14 protein-coding genes are annotated in these 16312 nt (G+C 70.5%); 3 read left to right on the top strand and 11 right to left on the bottom strand.

Annotated features, from left to right (window positions below; all coding sequences use genetic code 11):
• Nucleotides 1–152: 152 nt before the first annotated feature.
• On the bottom strand, nucleotides 153–2756 hold the full coding sequence (gene clpB / locus OG432_RS18175) for an ATP-dependent chaperone ClpB (RefSeq protein WP_328315147.1): 2604 nt from the start codon (nucleotides 2754–2756) through the stop codon (nucleotides 153–155).
• A 140-nt stretch (nucleotides 2757–2896) separates the two neighbouring features.
• Here clpB and OG432_RS18170 point away from each other — a divergent pair, with 140 nt between their 5' ends.
• The gene (locus tag OG432_RS18170) at nucleotides 2897–3310 is read left to right on the top strand and encodes a pyridoxamine 5'-phosphate oxidase family protein (protein WP_328311994.1); all 414 of its coding nucleotides are present in this window, start codon (nucleotides 2897–2899) and stop codon (nucleotides 3308–3310) included.
• A 113-nt stretch (nucleotides 3311–3423) separates the two neighbouring features.
• Here OG432_RS18170 and OG432_RS18165 read toward each other — a convergent pair whose 3' ends face one another.
• A complete protein-coding gene (locus OG432_RS18165; protein ID WP_053726447.1) occupies nucleotides 3424–3756 on the bottom strand; it encodes a (2Fe-2S)-binding protein in 333 nt (110 codons plus the stop codon).
• On the bottom strand, nucleotides 3753–3923 hold the full coding sequence (locus OG432_RS18160; RefSeq protein WP_328311993.1) for a hypothetical protein: 171 nt from the start codon (nucleotides 3921–3923) through the stop codon (nucleotides 3753–3755). The genes OG432_RS18165 and OG432_RS18160 overlap by 4 nt, the downstream gene beginning before the upstream one ends.
• 254 nt (nucleotides 3924–4177) lie before the next feature.
• On the opposite strand from OG432_RS18160, the gene OG432_RS18155 reads away from it, so the two are divergent.
• Complete coding sequence (locus OG432_RS18155) at nucleotides 4178–5155, top strand: helix-turn-helix transcriptional regulator (protein ID WP_267058846.1); 978 nt, start codon at nucleotides 4178–4180, stop codon at nucleotides 5153–5155.
• Between the two features lie 257 nt (nucleotides 5156–5412).
• Here OG432_RS18155 and OG432_RS18150 read toward each other — a convergent pair whose 3' ends face one another.
• The 8 genes from OG432_RS18150 to OG432_RS18115 all read right to left on the bottom strand — a co-directional run bounded on the left by OG432_RS18150 (nucleotide 5413) and on the right by OG432_RS18115 (nucleotide 13727).
• Complete coding sequence (locus tag OG432_RS18150; protein ID WP_328311992.1) at nucleotides 5413–6387, bottom strand: helix-turn-helix transcriptional regulator; 975 nt, start codon at nucleotides 6385–6387, stop codon at nucleotides 5413–5415.
• Between the two features lie 148 nt (nucleotides 6388–6535).
• The gene (locus OG432_RS18145) at nucleotides 6536–7003 is read right to left on the bottom strand and encodes a heat shock protein transcriptional repressor HspR (RefSeq protein ID WP_328311991.1); all 468 of its coding nucleotides are present in this window, start codon (nucleotides 7001–7003) and stop codon (nucleotides 6536–6538) included.
• A 1-nt stretch (nucleotide 7004) separates the two neighbouring features.
• Nucleotides 7005–8192 (bottom strand): molecular chaperone DnaJ, encoded by a 1188-nt coding sequence (gene dnaJ, locus OG432_RS18140; RefSeq protein ID WP_328311990.1) that lies wholly within the window; start codon nucleotides 8190–8192, stop codon nucleotides 7005–7007.
• A 45-nt stretch (nucleotides 8193–8237) separates the two neighbouring features.
• Nucleotides 8238–8876, bottom strand: a complete 639-nt coding sequence (gene grpE, locus OG432_RS18135; protein WP_328311989.1) for a nucleotide exchange factor GrpE — start codon at nucleotides 8874–8876, stop codon at nucleotides 8238–8240.
• Nucleotides 8876–10729 (bottom strand): molecular chaperone DnaK, encoded by a 1854-nt coding sequence (gene dnaK, locus OG432_RS18130; RefSeq protein ID WP_328311988.1) that lies wholly within the window; start codon nucleotides 10727–10729, stop codon nucleotides 8876–8878. The genes grpE and dnaK overlap by 1 nt, the downstream gene beginning before the upstream one ends.
• A 214-nt stretch (nucleotides 10730–10943) precedes the next feature.
• Nucleotides 10944–11714 (bottom strand): FkbM family methyltransferase, encoded by a 771-nt coding sequence (locus OG432_RS18125; protein ID WP_328315146.1) that lies wholly within the window; start codon nucleotides 11712–11714, stop codon nucleotides 10944–10946.
• Between the two features lie 95 nt (nucleotides 11715–11809).
• On the bottom strand, nucleotides 11810–12847 hold the full coding sequence (locus OG432_RS18120; RefSeq protein WP_328311987.1) for an MraY family glycosyltransferase: 1038 nt from the start codon (nucleotides 12845–12847) through the stop codon (nucleotides 11810–11812).
• Nucleotides 12848–12860: 13 nt separating this feature from the next.
• Nucleotides 12861–13727, bottom strand: coding sequence for an NAD-dependent epimerase/dehydratase family protein (locus OG432_RS18115; RefSeq protein WP_328311986.1), 867 nt, complete (start codon nucleotides 13725–13727; stop codon nucleotides 12861–12863).
• Nucleotides 13728–14009: 282 nt separating this feature from the next.
• Here OG432_RS18115 and OG432_RS18110 point away from each other — a divergent pair, with 282 nt between their 5' ends.
• Nucleotides 14010–16301 (top strand): (Fe-S)-binding protein, encoded by a 2292-nt coding sequence (locus OG432_RS18110; protein WP_328311985.1) that lies wholly within the window; start codon nucleotides 14010–14012, stop codon nucleotides 16299–16301.
• Nucleotides 16302–16312: the final 11 nt, after the last annotated feature.

Here is a 16312-nt window from a genome sequence, read left to right as displayed (position 1 = left end):
GGGCAGGACTGGCAAGCCCCGCCCCCGGGTATCCGCTGCGGGCTGACTCAATCGGGTCCGGGTGGCGGGATGTGTCCGGGGGCGGATGCCCGGGACCGGGCGCGCGCCCCCGTGCACGGCGGCCCGGCCAGGGCCTGTCCGGCGGACAGGCCCTAGTCCGTGGCGGCCCCCACGACGAGCCCGTCCTCGAAGCGGTCCACCCGCACCGTGTCGCCGTCCCTGACCTCGCCGGCCAGGATCTCCTTGGCCAGCCGGTCGCCGATGGCCGTCTGGATCAGACGGCGCAGCGGGCGCGCTCCGTACGCCGGGTCGTTGCCCTCGTCGGCGAGCCATTCCAGGGCGGCCGGGGTGACGTCGAGGGTGAGGCGCCGGTCGGCGAGGCGCTTGGCGAGGCGGCCGATCTGGAGCCCCGCGATGTGGGACAGCTCGTCCTTGGTGAGCGCCGAGAAGACCACCAGGTCGTCGAGCCGGTTGAGGAACTCGGGCTTGAAGGACGCCCGCACCACGTCAAGGACCTGCTGCTTCTTCTCTTCCTCGCTGGTCGAGGGCTCGACCAGGTACTGGCTGCCCAGGTTGGAGGTGAGGATGAGGATGGTGTTGCGGAAGTCGACGGTGCGGCCCTGCCCGTCGGTGAGGCGCCCGTCGTCGAGGACCTGGAGCAGGATGTCGAAGACCTCGGGGTGGGCCTTCTCCACCTCGTCCAGGAGGACCACGGAGTACGGGCGGCGGCGGACGGCCTCGGTGAGCTGGCCGCCCTCCTCGTAGCCGACGTAGCCGGGGGGCGCGCCGACGAGGCGGGCCACCGAGTGCTTCTCGCTGTACTCGGACATGTCGATGCGGACCATGGCCCGCTCGTCGTCGAAGAGGAAGTCGGCGAGTGCCTTGGCGAGTTCCGTCTTGCCGACGCCGGTGGGTCCGAGGAAGAGGAACGAGCCGGTGGGCCGGTCGGGGTCGGCGATGCCGGCCCGGGTGCGGCGCACCGCGTCCGAGACCGCCCGGACGGCCTGGGTCTGGCCGATGAGGCGCTTGCCCAGCTCGTCCTCCATGCGCAGGAGCTTCTGCGTCTCGCCTTCGAGCAGGCGCCCGGCGGGGATGCCGGTCCAGGCGCCGACGACGTCGGCGATGTCGTCGGGGCCGACCTCCTCCTTGACCATGGTGTCCTTGGCGTCCTTGGACTTCTCCTGCTCGGCCTCCTCCTCGGCGGCCTCCTCCAACTCCCGTTCCAGGCCCGGGATTTCGCCGTAGAGGAGCTTGGAGGCGGTGTCGAAGTCGCCGTCGCGCTGGGCGCGTTCGGCCTGGCCGCGCAGGTCGTCGAGCTTCTCCTTCAGCTCACCGACCCGGTTGAGGCCCTGCTTCTCCTTCTCCCAGCGGGCGTTGAGGCCGCGCAGCTCCTCCTCCTTGTCGGCGAGGTCCTTACGGAGCTTGTCCAGGCGCTGGAGGGAGCCGGCGTCGGTCTCGTTCTTGAGGGCCAGCTCCTCCATGCGCAGCCGGTCGACGGAGCGCTGGAGTTCGTCGATCTCGACGGGCGATGAGTCGATCTCCATGCGGAGCCGGGACGCGGCCTCGTCGACGAGGTCGATGGCCTTGTCGGGCAGGAAGCGGGAGGTGATGTACCGGTCGGAGAGGGTGGCGGCGGCCACGAGCGCGCCGTCCGCGATCTGCACCTTGTGGTGGGCCTCGTAGCGGCCCTTGAGCCCGCGCAGGATCGCGATGGTGTCCTCGACGGACGGCTCGGCGACCAGGACCTGCTGGAAGCGGCGCTCCAGGGCGGGATCCTTCTCGATGCGCTCGCGGTACTCGTCGAGGGTGGTGGCGCCGACCATGCGGAGCTCGCCGCGGGCCAGCATGGGCTTCAGCATGTTGCCGGCGTCCATGGCCGAATCCCCACCCGCGCCGGCGCCGACGACGGTGTGCAGTTCGTCGATGAACGTGATGATCTGTCCGTCGCTCTCCTTGATCTCGGACAGGACGGTCTTGAGGCGCTCCTCGAATTCGCCGCGGTACTTCGCACCCGCGACCATCGCACCGAGGTCGAGCGAGACCAGCTTCTTGTTCTTCAGCGACTCCGGTACGTCGCCCTTCACGATGCGCTGGGCGAGGCCCTCGACGACGGCGGTCTTGCCGACGCCGGGCTCGCCGATGAGCACCGGGTTGTTCTTGGTGCGCCGCGACAGCACCTGGACGACCCTGCGGATCTCCTGGTCCCGGCCGATGACCGGGTCGAGCTTGCCCTCGCGGGCGGCGGCCGTGAAGTCCGTACCGAACTTCTCCAGCGCCTTGTACTGACCCTCCGGGTCGGGTGTGGTCACCCGGCGCCCTCCCCTGCTCGTCTCGAACGCCTCAAGGAGCTTCTTCGCGCTCGCCCCCTGCTGGGAGAGGATCTCACCGCTCTGCCCGCCCTTGGCCGCCAGGCCGATGAGCAGGCGCTCGGTCGAGAGGTACTCGTCGCCGAGCTCCTTGGCGCGCTGGGCGGCGTCCGCGATGACGGCGAGCAGGTCCCGGTTGGGCTGGGGCGGTGCGACGGTGGACCCGGCGACGCTGGGCAGGGCCGCCAGGATCCGCTCGGCGCCGGAGCGCACGGCGGCCTGGTCGGCGTCGACGGCGGCCAGCAGGTCGGTGATGTTCTCGTTGTCCTGGGCTTCCAGGAGCGCGACCAGCAGGTGCGCGGGGGTCAGGTCCGGGTGGCCCCCGGCTACGGCCCGGCTGCTCGCTGCGTTGATCGCGTCCCGGCTCTTGTTGGTCAGCTCGGCGTCCACGTGCGTTCGCTCCTCCTCGTCGTACGTCGAATCGTGGCGGGCACGGCGTGCGCCACCCATGACCCTTCCAACGTACACAAAGTTGAGTCCATTCCGCTCAAGGTCAGGGGGACGGGCTCACCGGGGTTAGGTTCCTGGCCATGGCCACTGACGTACGCATGCCCGGCGAGGGCTATCTCAGCTTCTGGCGGGAACGCCACATCTGCACCTTGACGACCCACCGGCCCGACGGTTCGCCGCACGTGGTGCCGGTGGGGGCGACGTACGACCCGGAGGCGGGGCTCGCGCGGATCATCACGAGCGGGTCGAGCCGCAAGGTCGCCAACATCCTGGCGGAGGCCGCGGCGGATCCGCGGGGCGCCCGGGTGGCGCTCTGCCAGCTGGAGGGCAGGCGCTGGGCGACGCTGGAGGGCCGCGCGGTCGTCCGCACGGAGCCCGAGCTGATCGCGGACGCGGAGGCGCGGTACACCGAGCGGTATCAGCGGACCCCGCGGGTGAACCCGGGCCGGGTACTGATCGAGATCCGGCTGACGAGGGCCATGGGCAACGCGTGAGCGGCCGGGCCGGCCGCGTCCGGGCAGCACAGCGGCGCCACCGTGTTCAGGTCCACGATGGCGCCGCTGTGTGGGGGAAGCGCCTGCGCGATGTGTAACGACGGGGGATCGCGTCAGGCACTGCGGGGGGTGGCGGTGGATGAATCGGGTTGAGCTTCCGACTCGAAAAGCTGGTGGTCACGCTGGTCCAGATTGACGAAGACCATGCCGTACCGGACAACGCAGCGGATGGGCTGCGGCGCCCCGCGCGGGCGGCGCAGGCACCGGTAGGCGCGGACGTCCTCGTCGTCCTCGCGGGCGATCAGGATCGGCTCACCGAGCAGGGTGACCATCAACGAATCGCCACGGAACGGGACTGCTGTGGCGAGATCGATGAAGTGCCACCCAGAGCGGTAGGCCGTGGCCATTTCGCGACGGAAGGTGCGGTCGTCGGGCGGGAAGCTCATGCGACGGCACCTGCGGGAGCGTCCTCCCAGGTGATGTCACCGGGCGCCGCGCCCTTGGGTGCGACCTCCCAGGTGATGTCGCCGGGCGCCGCCTTGGGCGCGACCTCCCAGGTCGGGTCGCTCGCTATCGCGGCGACCTTGGGCGCGATCTCCCAGGTGATGTCCATTGCAGTTGCGACATCCGCCTTCGCGGGGTGGGACTCCCAAGTAATGTCCCCAGGCGCCGAGAGAGCGCAGAGAGCAGCCGCCACAACGGCTGTCGTGCTTAGTGCTCGAACCATCCTGCTCATGGCCGATCTCCACCTCTTTTGATCATTACCTCCCCCCGCGGATACGACGATGGCCCACTCCGACCACTTGCACCAGCGCAGCCAGGCATCATGTTCCTGTAATTCAAAAGGATGAGGGGGGTGCAACTAGGTTGAAAAAGGGGCATGTTGGACACGATCACGGCCCGGTCGATCTGTGCGAGACAGGGACGGCCCTGTACTCGCTCGCCCTGCGTACGGGCGGGATTACCCGCTCAGAAGCCGACGCCGCACCGTGCCTGGTCGACCTCACCCTGCTGCGCCCCGATCCTGACGACGCCGGGCTGCTGCGGCCGGTTCCGCCCACGGTGGTGCTCAACCTGCTGACCCAGCCGCTCGAACGCGAGATCCAGGAGCGCAGGAAGCTGTCGGTCGCCCTGGCCAACACCTTCGAGCCATTCATGTCGATCGCGACGCCGCCCCTGACGGGCACCCACGCGATCACGGTCCTCGAAGGCCTGGAACTGATCAACGCGACCCTCGACCGCGTCATCGAGGAGTGCACCGACGAACTGCTCGTGATCCAGCCCGGCAGCGGACGCAGGCCGGAGAGCTTCGAGGCGGGGCTGCGCCGCGTCGAACCCCTGGTCGCGCGCGGCGTCGAGATGCGCACCCTCTACCAGCACACCGCCCGCCACCACTCCGCCACCATCGGCTACGTGGAGCGGATCGCGCCGTACGGGCTCGAAGTGCGCACCCTCGAAGAGATCATCGACCGGCTCATCATCATGGACCGCAAGATCGCCTTCATACCCGCCCGCAGCGACCGCCAGGTCGCCCTCGAACTGCGCCACGAAGGGCTCGTGCAGTACCTGGTGGGCGTCTTCGAGCAGTTCTGGCAGTACGCCGTGCCCTGGGACGACGAGGTCCCCTACCACCTGGAGACGGCCGGCATCACCGGCGTCCAGCGCTCCATCGCCAAGCTGCTCGTCGAAGGCCACGTCGACGAGGCCATCGCCCGGCGCCTGGGGATGAACGTACGGACCTGCCGTGCCCACATCGCCAAGCTCGCCGCGTCGCTCGGCAGCGGAAGCCGGGCCCAACTCGGCTTCCTGATAGCGCAGTCGGGCATCCTGGAGCAGGACGCCTGAAGCCGTCACCTCGGCGCGCCGGGGAGCGCGGGGCCACCTCGGGGGCCACGCACGAGCAGGGCCACAGTCGCGGCGTCCGTCCCGCCGCCTGCCGGCCCCGTGTCCCGTCGAGTTGAGCTGCTCATACCGCCACCACGATGCATCGCGAGCCGTCGCACCACCACCATCATGTTGCTGCACTGCATCAACTGGAGCCGGATTAAAGCCCGAGATGCCCGACATACCGGACTGACGCGTACCACGCGGATCGTCTCCGCTCAGCGCGGATGGGCATCGAGCCCCGACTGGGCTATGCGTACGCCGAGCTGGGTGCGGCTGCGCGAACCGAGCGCCTCCGCGAGACGGCTGATGTGGTGCCGGCAGGTCCGCACGCTGATGCCGAGCCGCTGCGCTATCACCGCGTCCTGGTGGCCCTCCGCCAGGAGCGCCGCGATGACCCGCTCGCGGTGCGTGACGCCCTCGATGTCGGTGGCCACGGGCACCGCCTCGGCAAGCGGCACCGCGAGCCGCCACAGCCGCTCGAAGACGGTGGCCAGGTACTCCACCAGCGCCGGATGGCGCAGCTCCAGCGCGCTGCTGTCGTCGGCCGCGGCCGGGATGATCGCCACCGTCCGGTCGAAGAGCAGCAGGCGCTCGGTGACCTCGTCCAGGGTGCGCACCTCCACGGCGCGCCCCTCCAACTGGTGCAGATAGTCGGCGAGTCCGGTGCCGTAGCGGGCGACGTGGGTGTACATGGTGCGGATGCGCACCCCGCGGTCCAGCATGTCGACGGCCCGGGGCAGCGCCTGCGACAGGATGTGCTCGGGCCGGATGCCGCGCGGCTGGATGGTGAGCGACTCGGTGGTGCAGGCCGCTATCGCGTCGTCGATGGCCGCGTTGATACGGGTGATGCCGTCGAGGACGCGGATGGCGTCGCCGCCGGCCGGAACGGGCGTACCGAGCGCGGCGAACCGCTCGAAGGCGGCGGCCGCCGAGCCCGTCCGGGCCTGGCTCGCCGCGATGTCCTCGTGGATGCCGCGCAGCAGCCGCGCCATCACGACCTGCGGCGAGGTCGGAAGCAGCCACGCGGGGGCGGCCGGGTCGGGGTGGAGCAGGCCCAGGTCGATCAGGCAGGGGGCGTCGCCCGCGCCCGCGCGCGCGATGCGTCCGGCGCGCAACGCGTCCGCGTACGCCCGTTCCCCGGCCGCGCACAGCCGGTCCGCCCCATGTGGATGCGCCACCTGCCCAGACATGCCCTTCCCCCGCCTCCCTGCGTTCGAGCCCGACGACCCTATCCCCATCGGGGTGCCGGTTCACGTCGGCACGGCACGCGACAGGCCCGCCGCCCCGGAACGGGACGGCGGGCCTGTGCGGCGCTGGGGGCGCCGGGCCCCGACCGGGCTACTCCGACGTCCTCTTGGGCCGCCAGACGACCAGCGCGCTGGCCTGCTGGACGTCCTGGTAGGGGACCAGGTCGCGCCGGTAGGAGGCGTGCACCTGGGCCTCGCGCTGCTGCATGGCGACGGCCGCGCCCTCGACCACGCTCGACAGCTCGGCGACCCGGGCCTGAAGCGCGGCGACCTGGTTCTCCAGCTCGATGATGCGCTTGATGCCGGCCAGGTTGATGCCCTCGGTCTGCGACAACTCCTGCACGGTACGCAGCAGTTCGATGTCGCGGGCCGAGTAGCGCCGGCCGCGCCCGGCCGTGCGGTCGGGCGAGACAAGGCCGAGCCGGTCGTACTGCCGCAGGGTCTGCGGATGCAGACCGGAGAGCTGGGCCGCCACCGAGATGACGTACACCGGCGTCTCGTCGGTCAGCTCGTAGGCCCGGCCGGCGAACGGGGGCTGACGGCGCTGGCGGGGGTCCATCTCATGCTCCCTTCACGGCCTGGAACAGGTCGGCCCGCGGGTCGAGGCCCGCGGTGGCGTCGCGGAAGGTCTCCAAGGCCTCACGGGCCTTGTCGTCCAGCTCCTTGGGCACGGTCACCTCGACCGTGACCAGCAGGTCGCCCCGGGTGCCGTCCTTGCGGACCGCGCCCTTGCCGCGGGCCCGCATCGTACGGCCGTTGGGGGTGCCCGCGGGCAGTTTCAGGGTGACCGGCGGACCGCTGAGCGTGGGCACCTTGACCTCGGCGCCGAGGGCCGCCTCCGTGAAGGTGACCGGCACCGTGACCGTGAGGTTGTCGTCCTTGCGGCCGAACACCGGGTGCGCGTCGACGTGCACCACGACGTACAGGTCGCCCGCGGGGCCGCCCCGTTCGCCCGGCGCGCCCTTGCCGCGCAGCCGGATGCGCTGGTTGTTGCTGACGCCGGCCGGGATGCGGACCTGCATGGTGCGCGAGGAGCGCGCCCGGCCGCTGCCCTTGCAGACGTCGCAGGGGTTCTCGGCGATCAGACCGCGGCCCTTGCAGTCCACACACGGGTCGGTCAGCGAGAAGCCGCCGCCCATGCCGCGCGACACCTGTCCCGTACCGACACAGGTCGGGCACACGCGGGGCGTGCCGTTCTTGTCGCCGGTGCCCGAACAGGCCTTGCAGGGGGCCTGGCTGGACAGCCGGATCGGCACGGTGGCGCCGTCGACCGCCTCGGTGAAGCTGAGCGTCACCTCGGACTCCAGGTCCTGGCCGCGGCGCGGCTGGGTGCGCTGGCCCGTGCCCGCGCCGCCCCGGTTGAACAGGCCGCCGAACACGTCGCCGAGCCCGCCGCCGAAGCCGCCGGCGCCCGCGCCCTGGCCGCCGGGCTGCTGCCCGCCGAACAGGTCGCCGAGGTCGAAGTTGAAGCTGCCCCCGCCGGCCCCGGGACCGGCCCGGAAGCCTCCGTTGCCGAACAGGGCGCGCGCCTCGTCGTACTCCTTGCGCTTCTTGGGGTCACCGAGGATGTCGTTCGCCTCGGAGATCTCCTTGAAGCGCTCCTCCGCCTTGGTGTCGCCCTTGTTGGCGTCGGGGTGGTTCTCGCGCGCCAGCTTGCGGTACGCCTTCTTGATCTCCGCGTCCGTGGCGTCCTTGGGGACGCCGAGAACCTTGTAGTAGTCCTTCTCGACGAAGTCCTTCGTGTTCATCGACGTCCCTCCTTCCGGACGATCACTTCTTCAATGACCGCTGCGTCAGCCCTTGTCGGGGCCACCGCTCTCCTCGTCGCTCGACTGTTCTTCCTTGGCGGCCGCGCCCGGCTGGGGCTCGGCCACCGCGACCCGCGCGGGGCGGATCGTACGTTCGCCGATCCGGTACCCGGGCTGCAGGATCGCCACGCAGGTCGTCTCGGTGACGTCCGGCGCGTAGCTGTGCATCAGGGCCTCGTGGACCGTCGGGTCGAAGGGCTCGCCCTCCTTGCCGAACTGCTGGAGGCCCATCTTCGCGGCGACCGTCTCCAGGGACTCGGCCACCGACTTGAAGCCACCGGTCAGTTCGCCGTGTTCACGGGCCCTGCCGATGTCGTCGAGCGTGGGCAGCAGCTCGGTCAGGAGACCGGCGACGGCGACTTCCTTGACCGTGACGCGGTCCCGCTCCACGCGGCGGCGGTAGTTCTGGTACTCGGCCTGGAGGCGCTGGAGGTCCGTGGTGCGCTCGGTGAGCGCCGTCTGGGCCTGGTCCAGCTGGGCCTGCAGGGCGATGTCCTTGGCTGCGTCCCCGGCCGGGGCCGCCTTCTCCTCCTCGGAGGAGTCGGCGGCCTTCGGCTCGGCGTCTTCCGATGCGCCGGAGGGGACTTCGGGCTTCTCCTCGAAGCCCGGGGTCTCCTCCGTCATCAGGCGGCGCCGCCCTTCGGCTTCTCGTCGTCGACGATCTCGGCGTCGACGACGTCGTCCTCACCGGCGGGGTGGGCCTGCTCGGTGCCCTCGGCACCCGGGGCGGCGCCCTGCGCGGCCTGGGCGTCGGCGTACATGGCCTGGCCCAGCTTCTGCGAGACGGCGGCGACCTTCTCGGTCGCGGTGCGGATCTCGGCCGAGTCCTCGCCCTTGAGCTTTTCCTTCAGCTCGGCGACGGCGGCCTCGACCTCGGTCTTGACCTCGCCCGGGACCTTGTCCTCGTTGTCCTTGAGGAACTTCTCGGTCTGGTAGACGAGCTGCTCGCCCTGGTTGCGGCTCTCGGCGGCCTCGCGGCGGCGGTGGTCCTCCTCCGCGTACTGCTCGGCCTCCTCACGCATGCGGTTGACCTCGTCCTTCGGCAGCGAGGAGCCGCCGGTGACGGTCATCTTCTGCTCCTTGCCCGTGCCGAGGTCCTTCGCGGTCACGTGCATGATGCCGTTGGCGTCGATGTCGAAGGCGACCTCGATCTGCGGGACACCGCGCGGGGCCGGCGGCAGACCGGTCAGCTCGAACATCCCGAGCTTCTTGTTGTACGCCGCGATCTCGCGCTCGCCCTGGTAGACCTGGATCTGCACGGACGGCTGGTTGTCCTCGGCCGTCGTGAAGATCTCGGACCGCTTGGTCGGGATCGTGGTGTTGCGCTCGATGAGCTTGGTCATGATCCCTCCCTTGGTCTCGATGCCGAGGGACAGCGGGGTGACGTCGAGGAGCAGGACGTCCTTGACCTCGCCCTTGAGGACACCGGCCTGCAGGGCGGCGCCGATGGCGACGACCTCGTCCGGGTTGACGCCCTTGTTGGCCTCGTTGCCGCCCGTCAGTTCCTTGACGAGTTCGGCGACGGCCGGCATGCGGGTGGAGCCACCGACGAGAACGACGTGGTCGATCTCGGAGAGGTTGATGCCCGCGTCCTTGATGACGTTGTGGAACGGCGTCTTGCAGCGCTCCAGGAGGTCGGACGTCAGCTGCTGGAACTGGGCGCGCGTGAGCTTCTCGTCCAGGTGCAGCGGGCCCTCGGCGGACGCCGTGATGTAGGGCAGGTTGATCGAGGTCTCGGTGGACGAGGACAGCTCGATCTTGGCCTTCTCGGCGGCCTCGCGGAGGCGCTGGAGGGCCATCTTGTCCTTGGACAGGTCCACGCCGTGACCGGACTGGAACTGCTTCACCAGGTAGTCGACGACGCGCTGGTCCCAGTCGTCACCACCGAGGTGGTTGTCACCGTTGGTGGCCTTCACCTCGACGACGCCGTCGCCGATCTCCAGGAGGGACACGTCGAAGGTGCCGCCACCGAGGTCGAAGACGAGGATCGTCTGGTCGTCCTTGTCGAGGCCGTAGGCGAGGGCGGCGGCCGTCGGCTCGTTGACGATGCGCAGGACGTTGAGGCCCGCGATCTCGCCGGCCTCCTTGGTCGCCTGGCGCTCGGAGTCGTTGAAGTACGCCGGCACGGTGATGACCGCGTCGGTGACCTTCTCGCCGAGGTAGGCCTCCGCGTCGCGCTTGAGCTTCTGCAGGATGAAGGCGCTCATCTGCTGCGGGTTGAAGCTCTTGCCGTCGAGCTCGATCTTCCAGTCGGTGCCCATGTGGCGCTTGACCGACCGGATGGTCCTGTCGACGTTGGTGACCGCCTGGCGCTTGGCGACCTCGCCGACCAGCACCTCGCCGTTCTTCGCGAAGGCGACGACGGACGGCGTGGTCCTGGCGCCCTCTGCGTTGGTGATGACGGTGGGCTCGCCGCCTTCAAGAACGCTGACGACGGAGTTAGTCGTGCCCAGGTCGATGCCGACCGCACGTGCCATTTCGATTCCTCCAGATGACTACTTGAGTGGATCTGGCTCAAGGATGCATGACGGCTCGCATCGCGTCAACAGAGCTGAGTCTGGCACGCTCAAGTTTTATCCTGCGCTTATCGGCAATGAATGTTGTAGCCGCAGGTCAGGACCGATATCGCCGGTCGCGATAGTCACACCGAAGCCTGCGCCGACAGGCCTCGATACGCCCCAGGAGACGCTCTCACACCACCGCGGCGACCTGCGCGGGCACCTGTTCGCCCAGGACCGGCGCGTCCTCGCGGAGCAGCACCAGGCCGCACTGGAGCAGCCGTCCGTCGCGCGGATCGGTGAAGCCCGGAGCCAGCGACATCAGGGTCAGGCCGAACCGCTCACGGGCCAGCGCCAGCAGGTCGTCGAAGAGCCGCCCGCCCTCGAAGAGCGGCACCAGCGGCGCCCCGATCCGCACCCCGCAGATCTCGTCCGCGAACTCCCCTGCGCCGTCGAGCACTTGGGATTCGTAGCCCTGCACGTCCAGCGCGAGGAAGACCCGTTCGCCGGGCGCGGTGACCTGCTTCCACACCTCGTCCAGGCGCCGCGTCTGAACGATGACGTTCCCGGTGTACGCGGCGCGGGGGGCCGCCGCGCGGTGCCGGGGCAGCATCGGCAGGAAGGAGCTGGCCGGGCCCGAGTCGCCGGAGATGTTGAGCGTGGCGGTCCCGGTGCGGTCACCGAGCGCGTACGGCAGCACGCTCCAGCCGTCGTCGGGCCCGGCGCGGTGACGCAGCTCGCCGCGGGGCTCGCGCAGCGGCTCGAAGGAGACGATGCGGCCGCGGTAGCCGGCCTCGCGCAGCAGCGCGCCGAAGTCGCCCCGGTGGGCGCCCACGTCGAGGACAAGGTCGATCTCGTACCGGTGCAGGAGGCGCACGAGGTCGTGCCCGGCCGGGCGGTGGCGGACCACGTCGATGCCGAGGCGGCGCACCGCGCGGCGCAGGCGGCGCGGAAGGGTCGTCATCACGTCTGTGCTGCTCCCTGCTGGAAGGGGTACGGCGCCGGGGGAAGGGGCGTTTGCGGTGGCGGGGCAAAGGGGCGCTTCGGCGGTGGGCGGGGTCATCCCCGGCCGCCCGCGAGGTCGACGGAGGCGGCCGGGTCGGCCGGGGTACGGGCACGCGGGGTGCGGCGGCGCGACGCCGGCCCGTACACCGGCACCCGCAGGAGCAGCACGACCGCCGCGGGAACCAGCAGAGCGAGCGCGAGCACCGCGAGCGGGGCGAGGCGCCCGTCGTGGATCTGGAGCCCGAAAAGCGTGCAGCCGAGCGAGGCGACGCCGAGCACGACGGCCGAACCCTGGGTGGTGAGGCCGAGCCCGCGCAGCCGGTGGGCGATGTGGTCGCCGCCGCCGCGCAGCAGCGGGCGGCCCGCGCGGTGACGGGAGACCAGGACGAGCAGGGTGTCGGTGAGCACGACGACGGTGAGCGCGAAGAGTTCGGCGGTGGTCCGGCCGCCGGGCGCCCCGGTGTGCACGACGACCGCGGACGAGGCGAGCAGGAAGCCGGTGAACAGGGCGCCGCAGTCGCCGAGATGGATGCGGGCCGGGTGCCAGTTGTGCAGCAGGAAGCCGGTGAGGGCGGCGGCGAGCACGCTCAGGAGCAGCCCGTGTCCCGGGTGGCCCTCGGCGATCGCGCACACGGCGAGGCCGAGCGCGGTGACGGCGGCGACCGCGCCCATCGCCCCGTCGGAGGTGTCCAGGAGCTGGAAGGCGTTGGTGACGAAGACGATCCACAGCACGGCGAGCGCGCCGGCACCCGGCGAGAGCCCGGCGAGCGCTACCACCGCGGTCGCGGCCGTCGCCTGCGCCACGAGCCTGACCCGCACCCCGAGCGGACGCAGGTCGCCGACGAGGCCGAGCAGCGCGACCGCGCCGGCCGCGGCCAGCAGGGGCGCCACGCCGTCGCCGAGTTCGGCGACGCCGAGCAGCGGCCCCGAGCAGGCCACCCCGAGCGTGCCGAGCGCGACCGCGATGCCGCCGAGGTGGGGCACGGTGTCGGGCCCCTTGCGGCCGAACCTCAGCATCAGGCGGCGGACCAGGGCCGCGAGCAGTGCGGTCAGTACGAGGGCCGTCGTGGCGGCCGCGAGCCCGTGCAGCATGTCGGTCCGCCTCTCAGCCGCGGTGCTGCGCGGCCGGCGACGCGGCGGGCGCTCGGAGTCCGGGCAGCACGACGGGCGCCTCGCCGCGGGCGCGGGCGATCGCCGCGCCCAGGATGTCGTCGAGGCCGCGGGCCGGCTGCCAGCCGGTCAGCTCGCGCAGCGGCGCGGTGTCCAGGGGCCGGGCCGCGGCCCGCGGCCGGATCTCGTGCGGTACGCGGTCGACGACGTACGGGAAGTGGCTGATGGCGGACGGGCCGCCACAGCGGGCCAGGGTGCGCTCGGCCAGGGCCATGACGGTCGTCTCCTCTGTGCCGGCGATGTCGAACTCGGCGCCGGCCGCGCCCGGGTGGGCGAGCAGGGCGAGCAGGGCGAGCAGCGCGCCGACCGCGTCGGCCACGTCGAGGAAACGGCAGGCGCGGGTCCCGTCGCCGTGCACGGCGAGCGGTTCGCCGGCCACGGCCCGGCGCACGAGCCGGGTCAGGACGGTGGCGTGCACGGGCGACTGGCGCGGCCCGACCGTGTCGCCGTGCCGTACGACGACCGCGCCCGCGGCGGCCTCGCACCGGCCGTCGGCCGCCGCGATCAGGAGCCCGCGGCCGTGCCGCAGCGCCGCCGCGCCGACGGCGCCCGTCACCGGCGCGAGGTGGACCACGGCGTCGCAGCGGGAGGTGAGTTCGTCGACGAGACGCTCGTCGAGGACCGAGCCGCGTACGAAGCGCAGCCGGGGGTCGGACCAGGCGGCGGCCAGGTTGGCGCGGGCGCCGGTGGACAGGTCGTCGAGCACGACCACGGTGTGGCCCTGGCCGAGCAGCGCATCGGCGAGGTGCGAGCCGATGAATCCGGCACCACCGGTGACGAGGTACGTGGCGGGAGCTGGCATGGGGACGCCCATTCGGTTCGATCGTCGTGGCCGACAACAAGTTAGTTTGTTATGTCCCCATATGTGGTGAATAACACGATGGATATACGGCGTCGACCAAGGGCACGCTGAGCGACACAGATCACCGCCTGCGCGGCTACAGTGCGGCGTCAGAAGTGGGTACGCTCAGGTGGACTGGGTAAGTTACTGCTTAGTAATCGTGATCATCGTGCTGAGCGGTCCCGGTAGTCCCGTACGAGCCCGTCCCCCGAAACCCACCTCGCAGGCCCGAGGAGCCCCCTCATGCAACTCGCCGCGATCATCGTGTCGCTGGTCCTAATCGCGGTCGGCGTAGCGCTGTTCGGCCGTGCCGTCGTGCAGATCTACCGCTTCGTGCGGCTCGGCCAGAACGTCCCGGCCGGCACCCGCACGAACGATCCCACGCAGCGCACGATCACCGTGGTCAAGGAGTTCCTCGGCCATACGCGCATGAACAAGTGGGGCATCGTCGGCTTCGCGCACTGGTTCGTGGCCGTGGGCTTCTTCTCGCTGCTCCTGACGATCGTCAACGCCATCGGCCAGCTCTTCAAGGCCGACTGGATCCTGCCGGTCATCGGCGACTGGCCGCCGTACAACATGTTCGTCGAGTTCCTCGGGACGATGACGACGCTCGGCATCCTCACCCTGATCGTCATCCGGCAGCTGAACCGGCCGGGCCGGCCGGGCCGCAAGTCCCGGTTCGCGGGCTCCAACACCGGCCAGGCGTACTTCGTCGAGGCCGTCATCCTCATCGTCGGCATCTGCATCTTCACGCTGCACGCCCTCGAAGGCGCCCAGCACCACGTCGACGGCTACGAGGCCTCGTTCTTCGTCTCGTACCCGGTCGTCGCCTGGTTCCGCGGCATGGACCTCTCCACGCTCCAGAACCTCACGTACTTCTTCGCCGGCCTGAAGATCGCGACGTCCTTCATCTGGATGATCACCGTCGCGCTCAAGACCGACATGGGCGTGGCCTGGCACCGCTTCCTGGCCTTCCCCAACATCTTCTTCAAGCGCGAGTCCGAGGGCGGCGTCGCGCTCGGCGCGCTCCAGCCGATGGCCTCGGGCGGCGAGCTCGTCGACTTCGAGGACCCGGGCGAGGACGACGTCTACGGCGTCTCGCAGATCGAGCACTTCTCCTGGAAGGGCATCCTCGACTTCTCCACCTGCACCGAGTGCGGCCGCTGCCAGTCGCAGTGCCCGGCCTGGAACACGGGCAAGCCGCTCTCGCCCAAGCTCCTGATCATGTCCCTGCGCGACCACGCGCACGCCAAGGCCCCGTACCTGCTCGCAGGCGGCGGCAAGCAGGATCCGTCAGCGCCTGGCGGCGCGGGGTCGGGGAACGAGAAGGCGACCGAGGAGCAGCTGGCGAACGTCCCGGCGGCCGCCCTCGCCGAGGCCGAGCGCCCCCTGATCGGCACCCTCGAAGAGAACGGCGTCATCGACCCGGACGTCCTGTGGTCCTGCACCACCTGCGGTGCCTGCGTCGAGCAGTGCCCGGTCGACATCGAGCACATCGACCACATCGTCGACATGCGCCGCTACCAGGTGATGATCGAGTCCGCGTTCCCGTCCGAGGCGGGCACGATGCTCAAGAACCTGGAGAAGAAGGGCAACCCCTGGGGGCTCGCCAAGAAGCAGCGCGTCGAGTGGACCAAGGAGGTCGACTTCGAGGTCCCGATCGTCGGCAAGGACATCGAGGACCTCACCGAGGTCGACTACCTGTACTGGGTCGGCTGCGCGGGCGCCCTGGAGGACCGGGCGAAGAAGACCACCAAGGCCTTCGCCGAGCTGCTGCACATGGCGGGCGTCAAGTTCGCGATCATGGGCGGCGACGAGAAGTGCACCGGTGACTCGGCCCGCCGCCTCGGCAACGAGCCGCTGTTCCAGCAGCTCGGCCAGGAGAACGTCGCGATGCTGAACATGGCGTACGGCGAGGACGAAGAAGACGAGTCGACGAAGAAGCCGAAGTCCGCGAAGAAGATCGTCGCGACCTGCCCGCACTGCTTCAACACGATCGCGAACGAATACCCGCAGCTGGGCGGCGAGTTCGAGGTCATCCACCACACGCAGCTGCTCCAGCACCTCATCGACGAGGGCAAGCTGGTCCCGGTCACCCCGGTGGACGGTCTGATCACCTACCACGACCCCTGCTACCTGGGCCGTCACAACAAGGTCTACACGCCCCCGCGCGAGATCATGTCGGCCGTCCCGGGCCTGCGCCAGCAGGAGATGCACCGCCACAAGGAGCGCGGCTTCTGCTGCGGCGCCGGTGGTGCGCGGATGTGGATGGAGGAGCGGATCGGCAAGCGCATCAACAACGAGCGCGTGGACGAGGCCCTGTCCCTCAACCCGGACATCGTCTCCACCGCCTGCCCGTTCTGCCTCGTCATGCTGACGGACTCCGTCAACGGCAAGAAGAACGATGGCAAGGCCAAGGAGAACCTCCAGGTCGTGGACGTGGCGCAGCTGCTCCTCGACTCGGTGAAGACCCCGGCCGACCCGGCGGGCGCCGCCGAGGCGGAGAGCGAGCCGGAGCCCGAGCCGGTCAAGTAGCCCCACCTGTC

The organism is Streptomyces sp. NBC_00442, assembly GCF_036014195.1.
Taxonomy (GTDB): domain Bacteria; phylum Actinomycetota; class Actinomycetes; order Streptomycetales; family Streptomycetaceae; genus Streptomyces.
This window is presented reverse-complemented; position numbering and strand designations above follow the sequence as displayed.

Excerpts from the sequence above, each read along its gene's own strand:
- dnaJ (WP_328311990.1), bottom strand. The coding sequence starts at position 8,192 with ATGAACACGAAGGACTTCGTCGAGAAGGACTACTACAAGGTTCTCGGC.
- OG432_RS18170 (WP_328311994.1), top strand. The coding sequence starts at position 2,897 with ATGGCCACTGACGTACGCATGCCCGGCGAGGGCTATCTCAGCTTCTGG.
- OG432_RS18110 (WP_328311985.1), top strand. The coding sequence starts at position 14,010 with ATGCAACTCGCCGCGATCATCGTGTCGCTGGTCCTAATCGCGGTCGGC.
- grpE (WP_328311989.1), bottom strand. The coding sequence starts at position 8,876 with ATGACGGAGGAGACCCCGGGCTTCGAGGAGAAGCCCGAAGTCCCCTCC.
- OG432_RS18125 (WP_328315146.1), bottom strand. The coding sequence starts at position 11,714 with ATGACGACCCTTCCGCGCCGCCTGCGCCGCGCGGTGCGCCGCCTCGGC.
- OG432_RS18160 (WP_328311993.1), bottom strand. The coding sequence starts at position 3,923 with ATGGACATCACCTGGGAGATCGCGCCCAAGGTCGCCGCGATAGCGAGC.
- OG432_RS18115 (WP_328311986.1), bottom strand. The coding sequence starts at position 13,727 with ATGCCAGCTCCCGCCACGTACCTCGTCACCGGTGGTGCCGGATTCATC.
- OG432_RS18145 (WP_328311991.1), bottom strand. The coding sequence starts at position 7,003 with ATGGACCCCCGCCAGCGCCGTCAGCCCCCGTTCGCCGGCCGGGCCTAC.
- OG432_RS18120 (WP_328311987.1), bottom strand. The coding sequence starts at position 12,847 with ATGCTGCACGGGCTCGCGGCCGCCACGACGGCCCTCGTACTGACCGCA.
- dnaK (WP_328311988.1), bottom strand. The coding sequence starts at position 10,729 with ATGGCACGTGCGGTCGGCATCGACCTGGGCACGACTAACTCCGTCGTC.
- OG432_RS18165 (WP_053726447.1), bottom strand. The coding sequence starts at position 3,756 with ATGAGCTTCCCGCCCGACGACCGCACCTTCCGTCGCGAAATGGCCACG.
- OG432_RS18150 (WP_328311992.1), bottom strand. The coding sequence starts at position 6,387 with ATGTCTGGGCAGGTGGCGCATCCACATGGGGCGGACCGGCTGTGCGCG.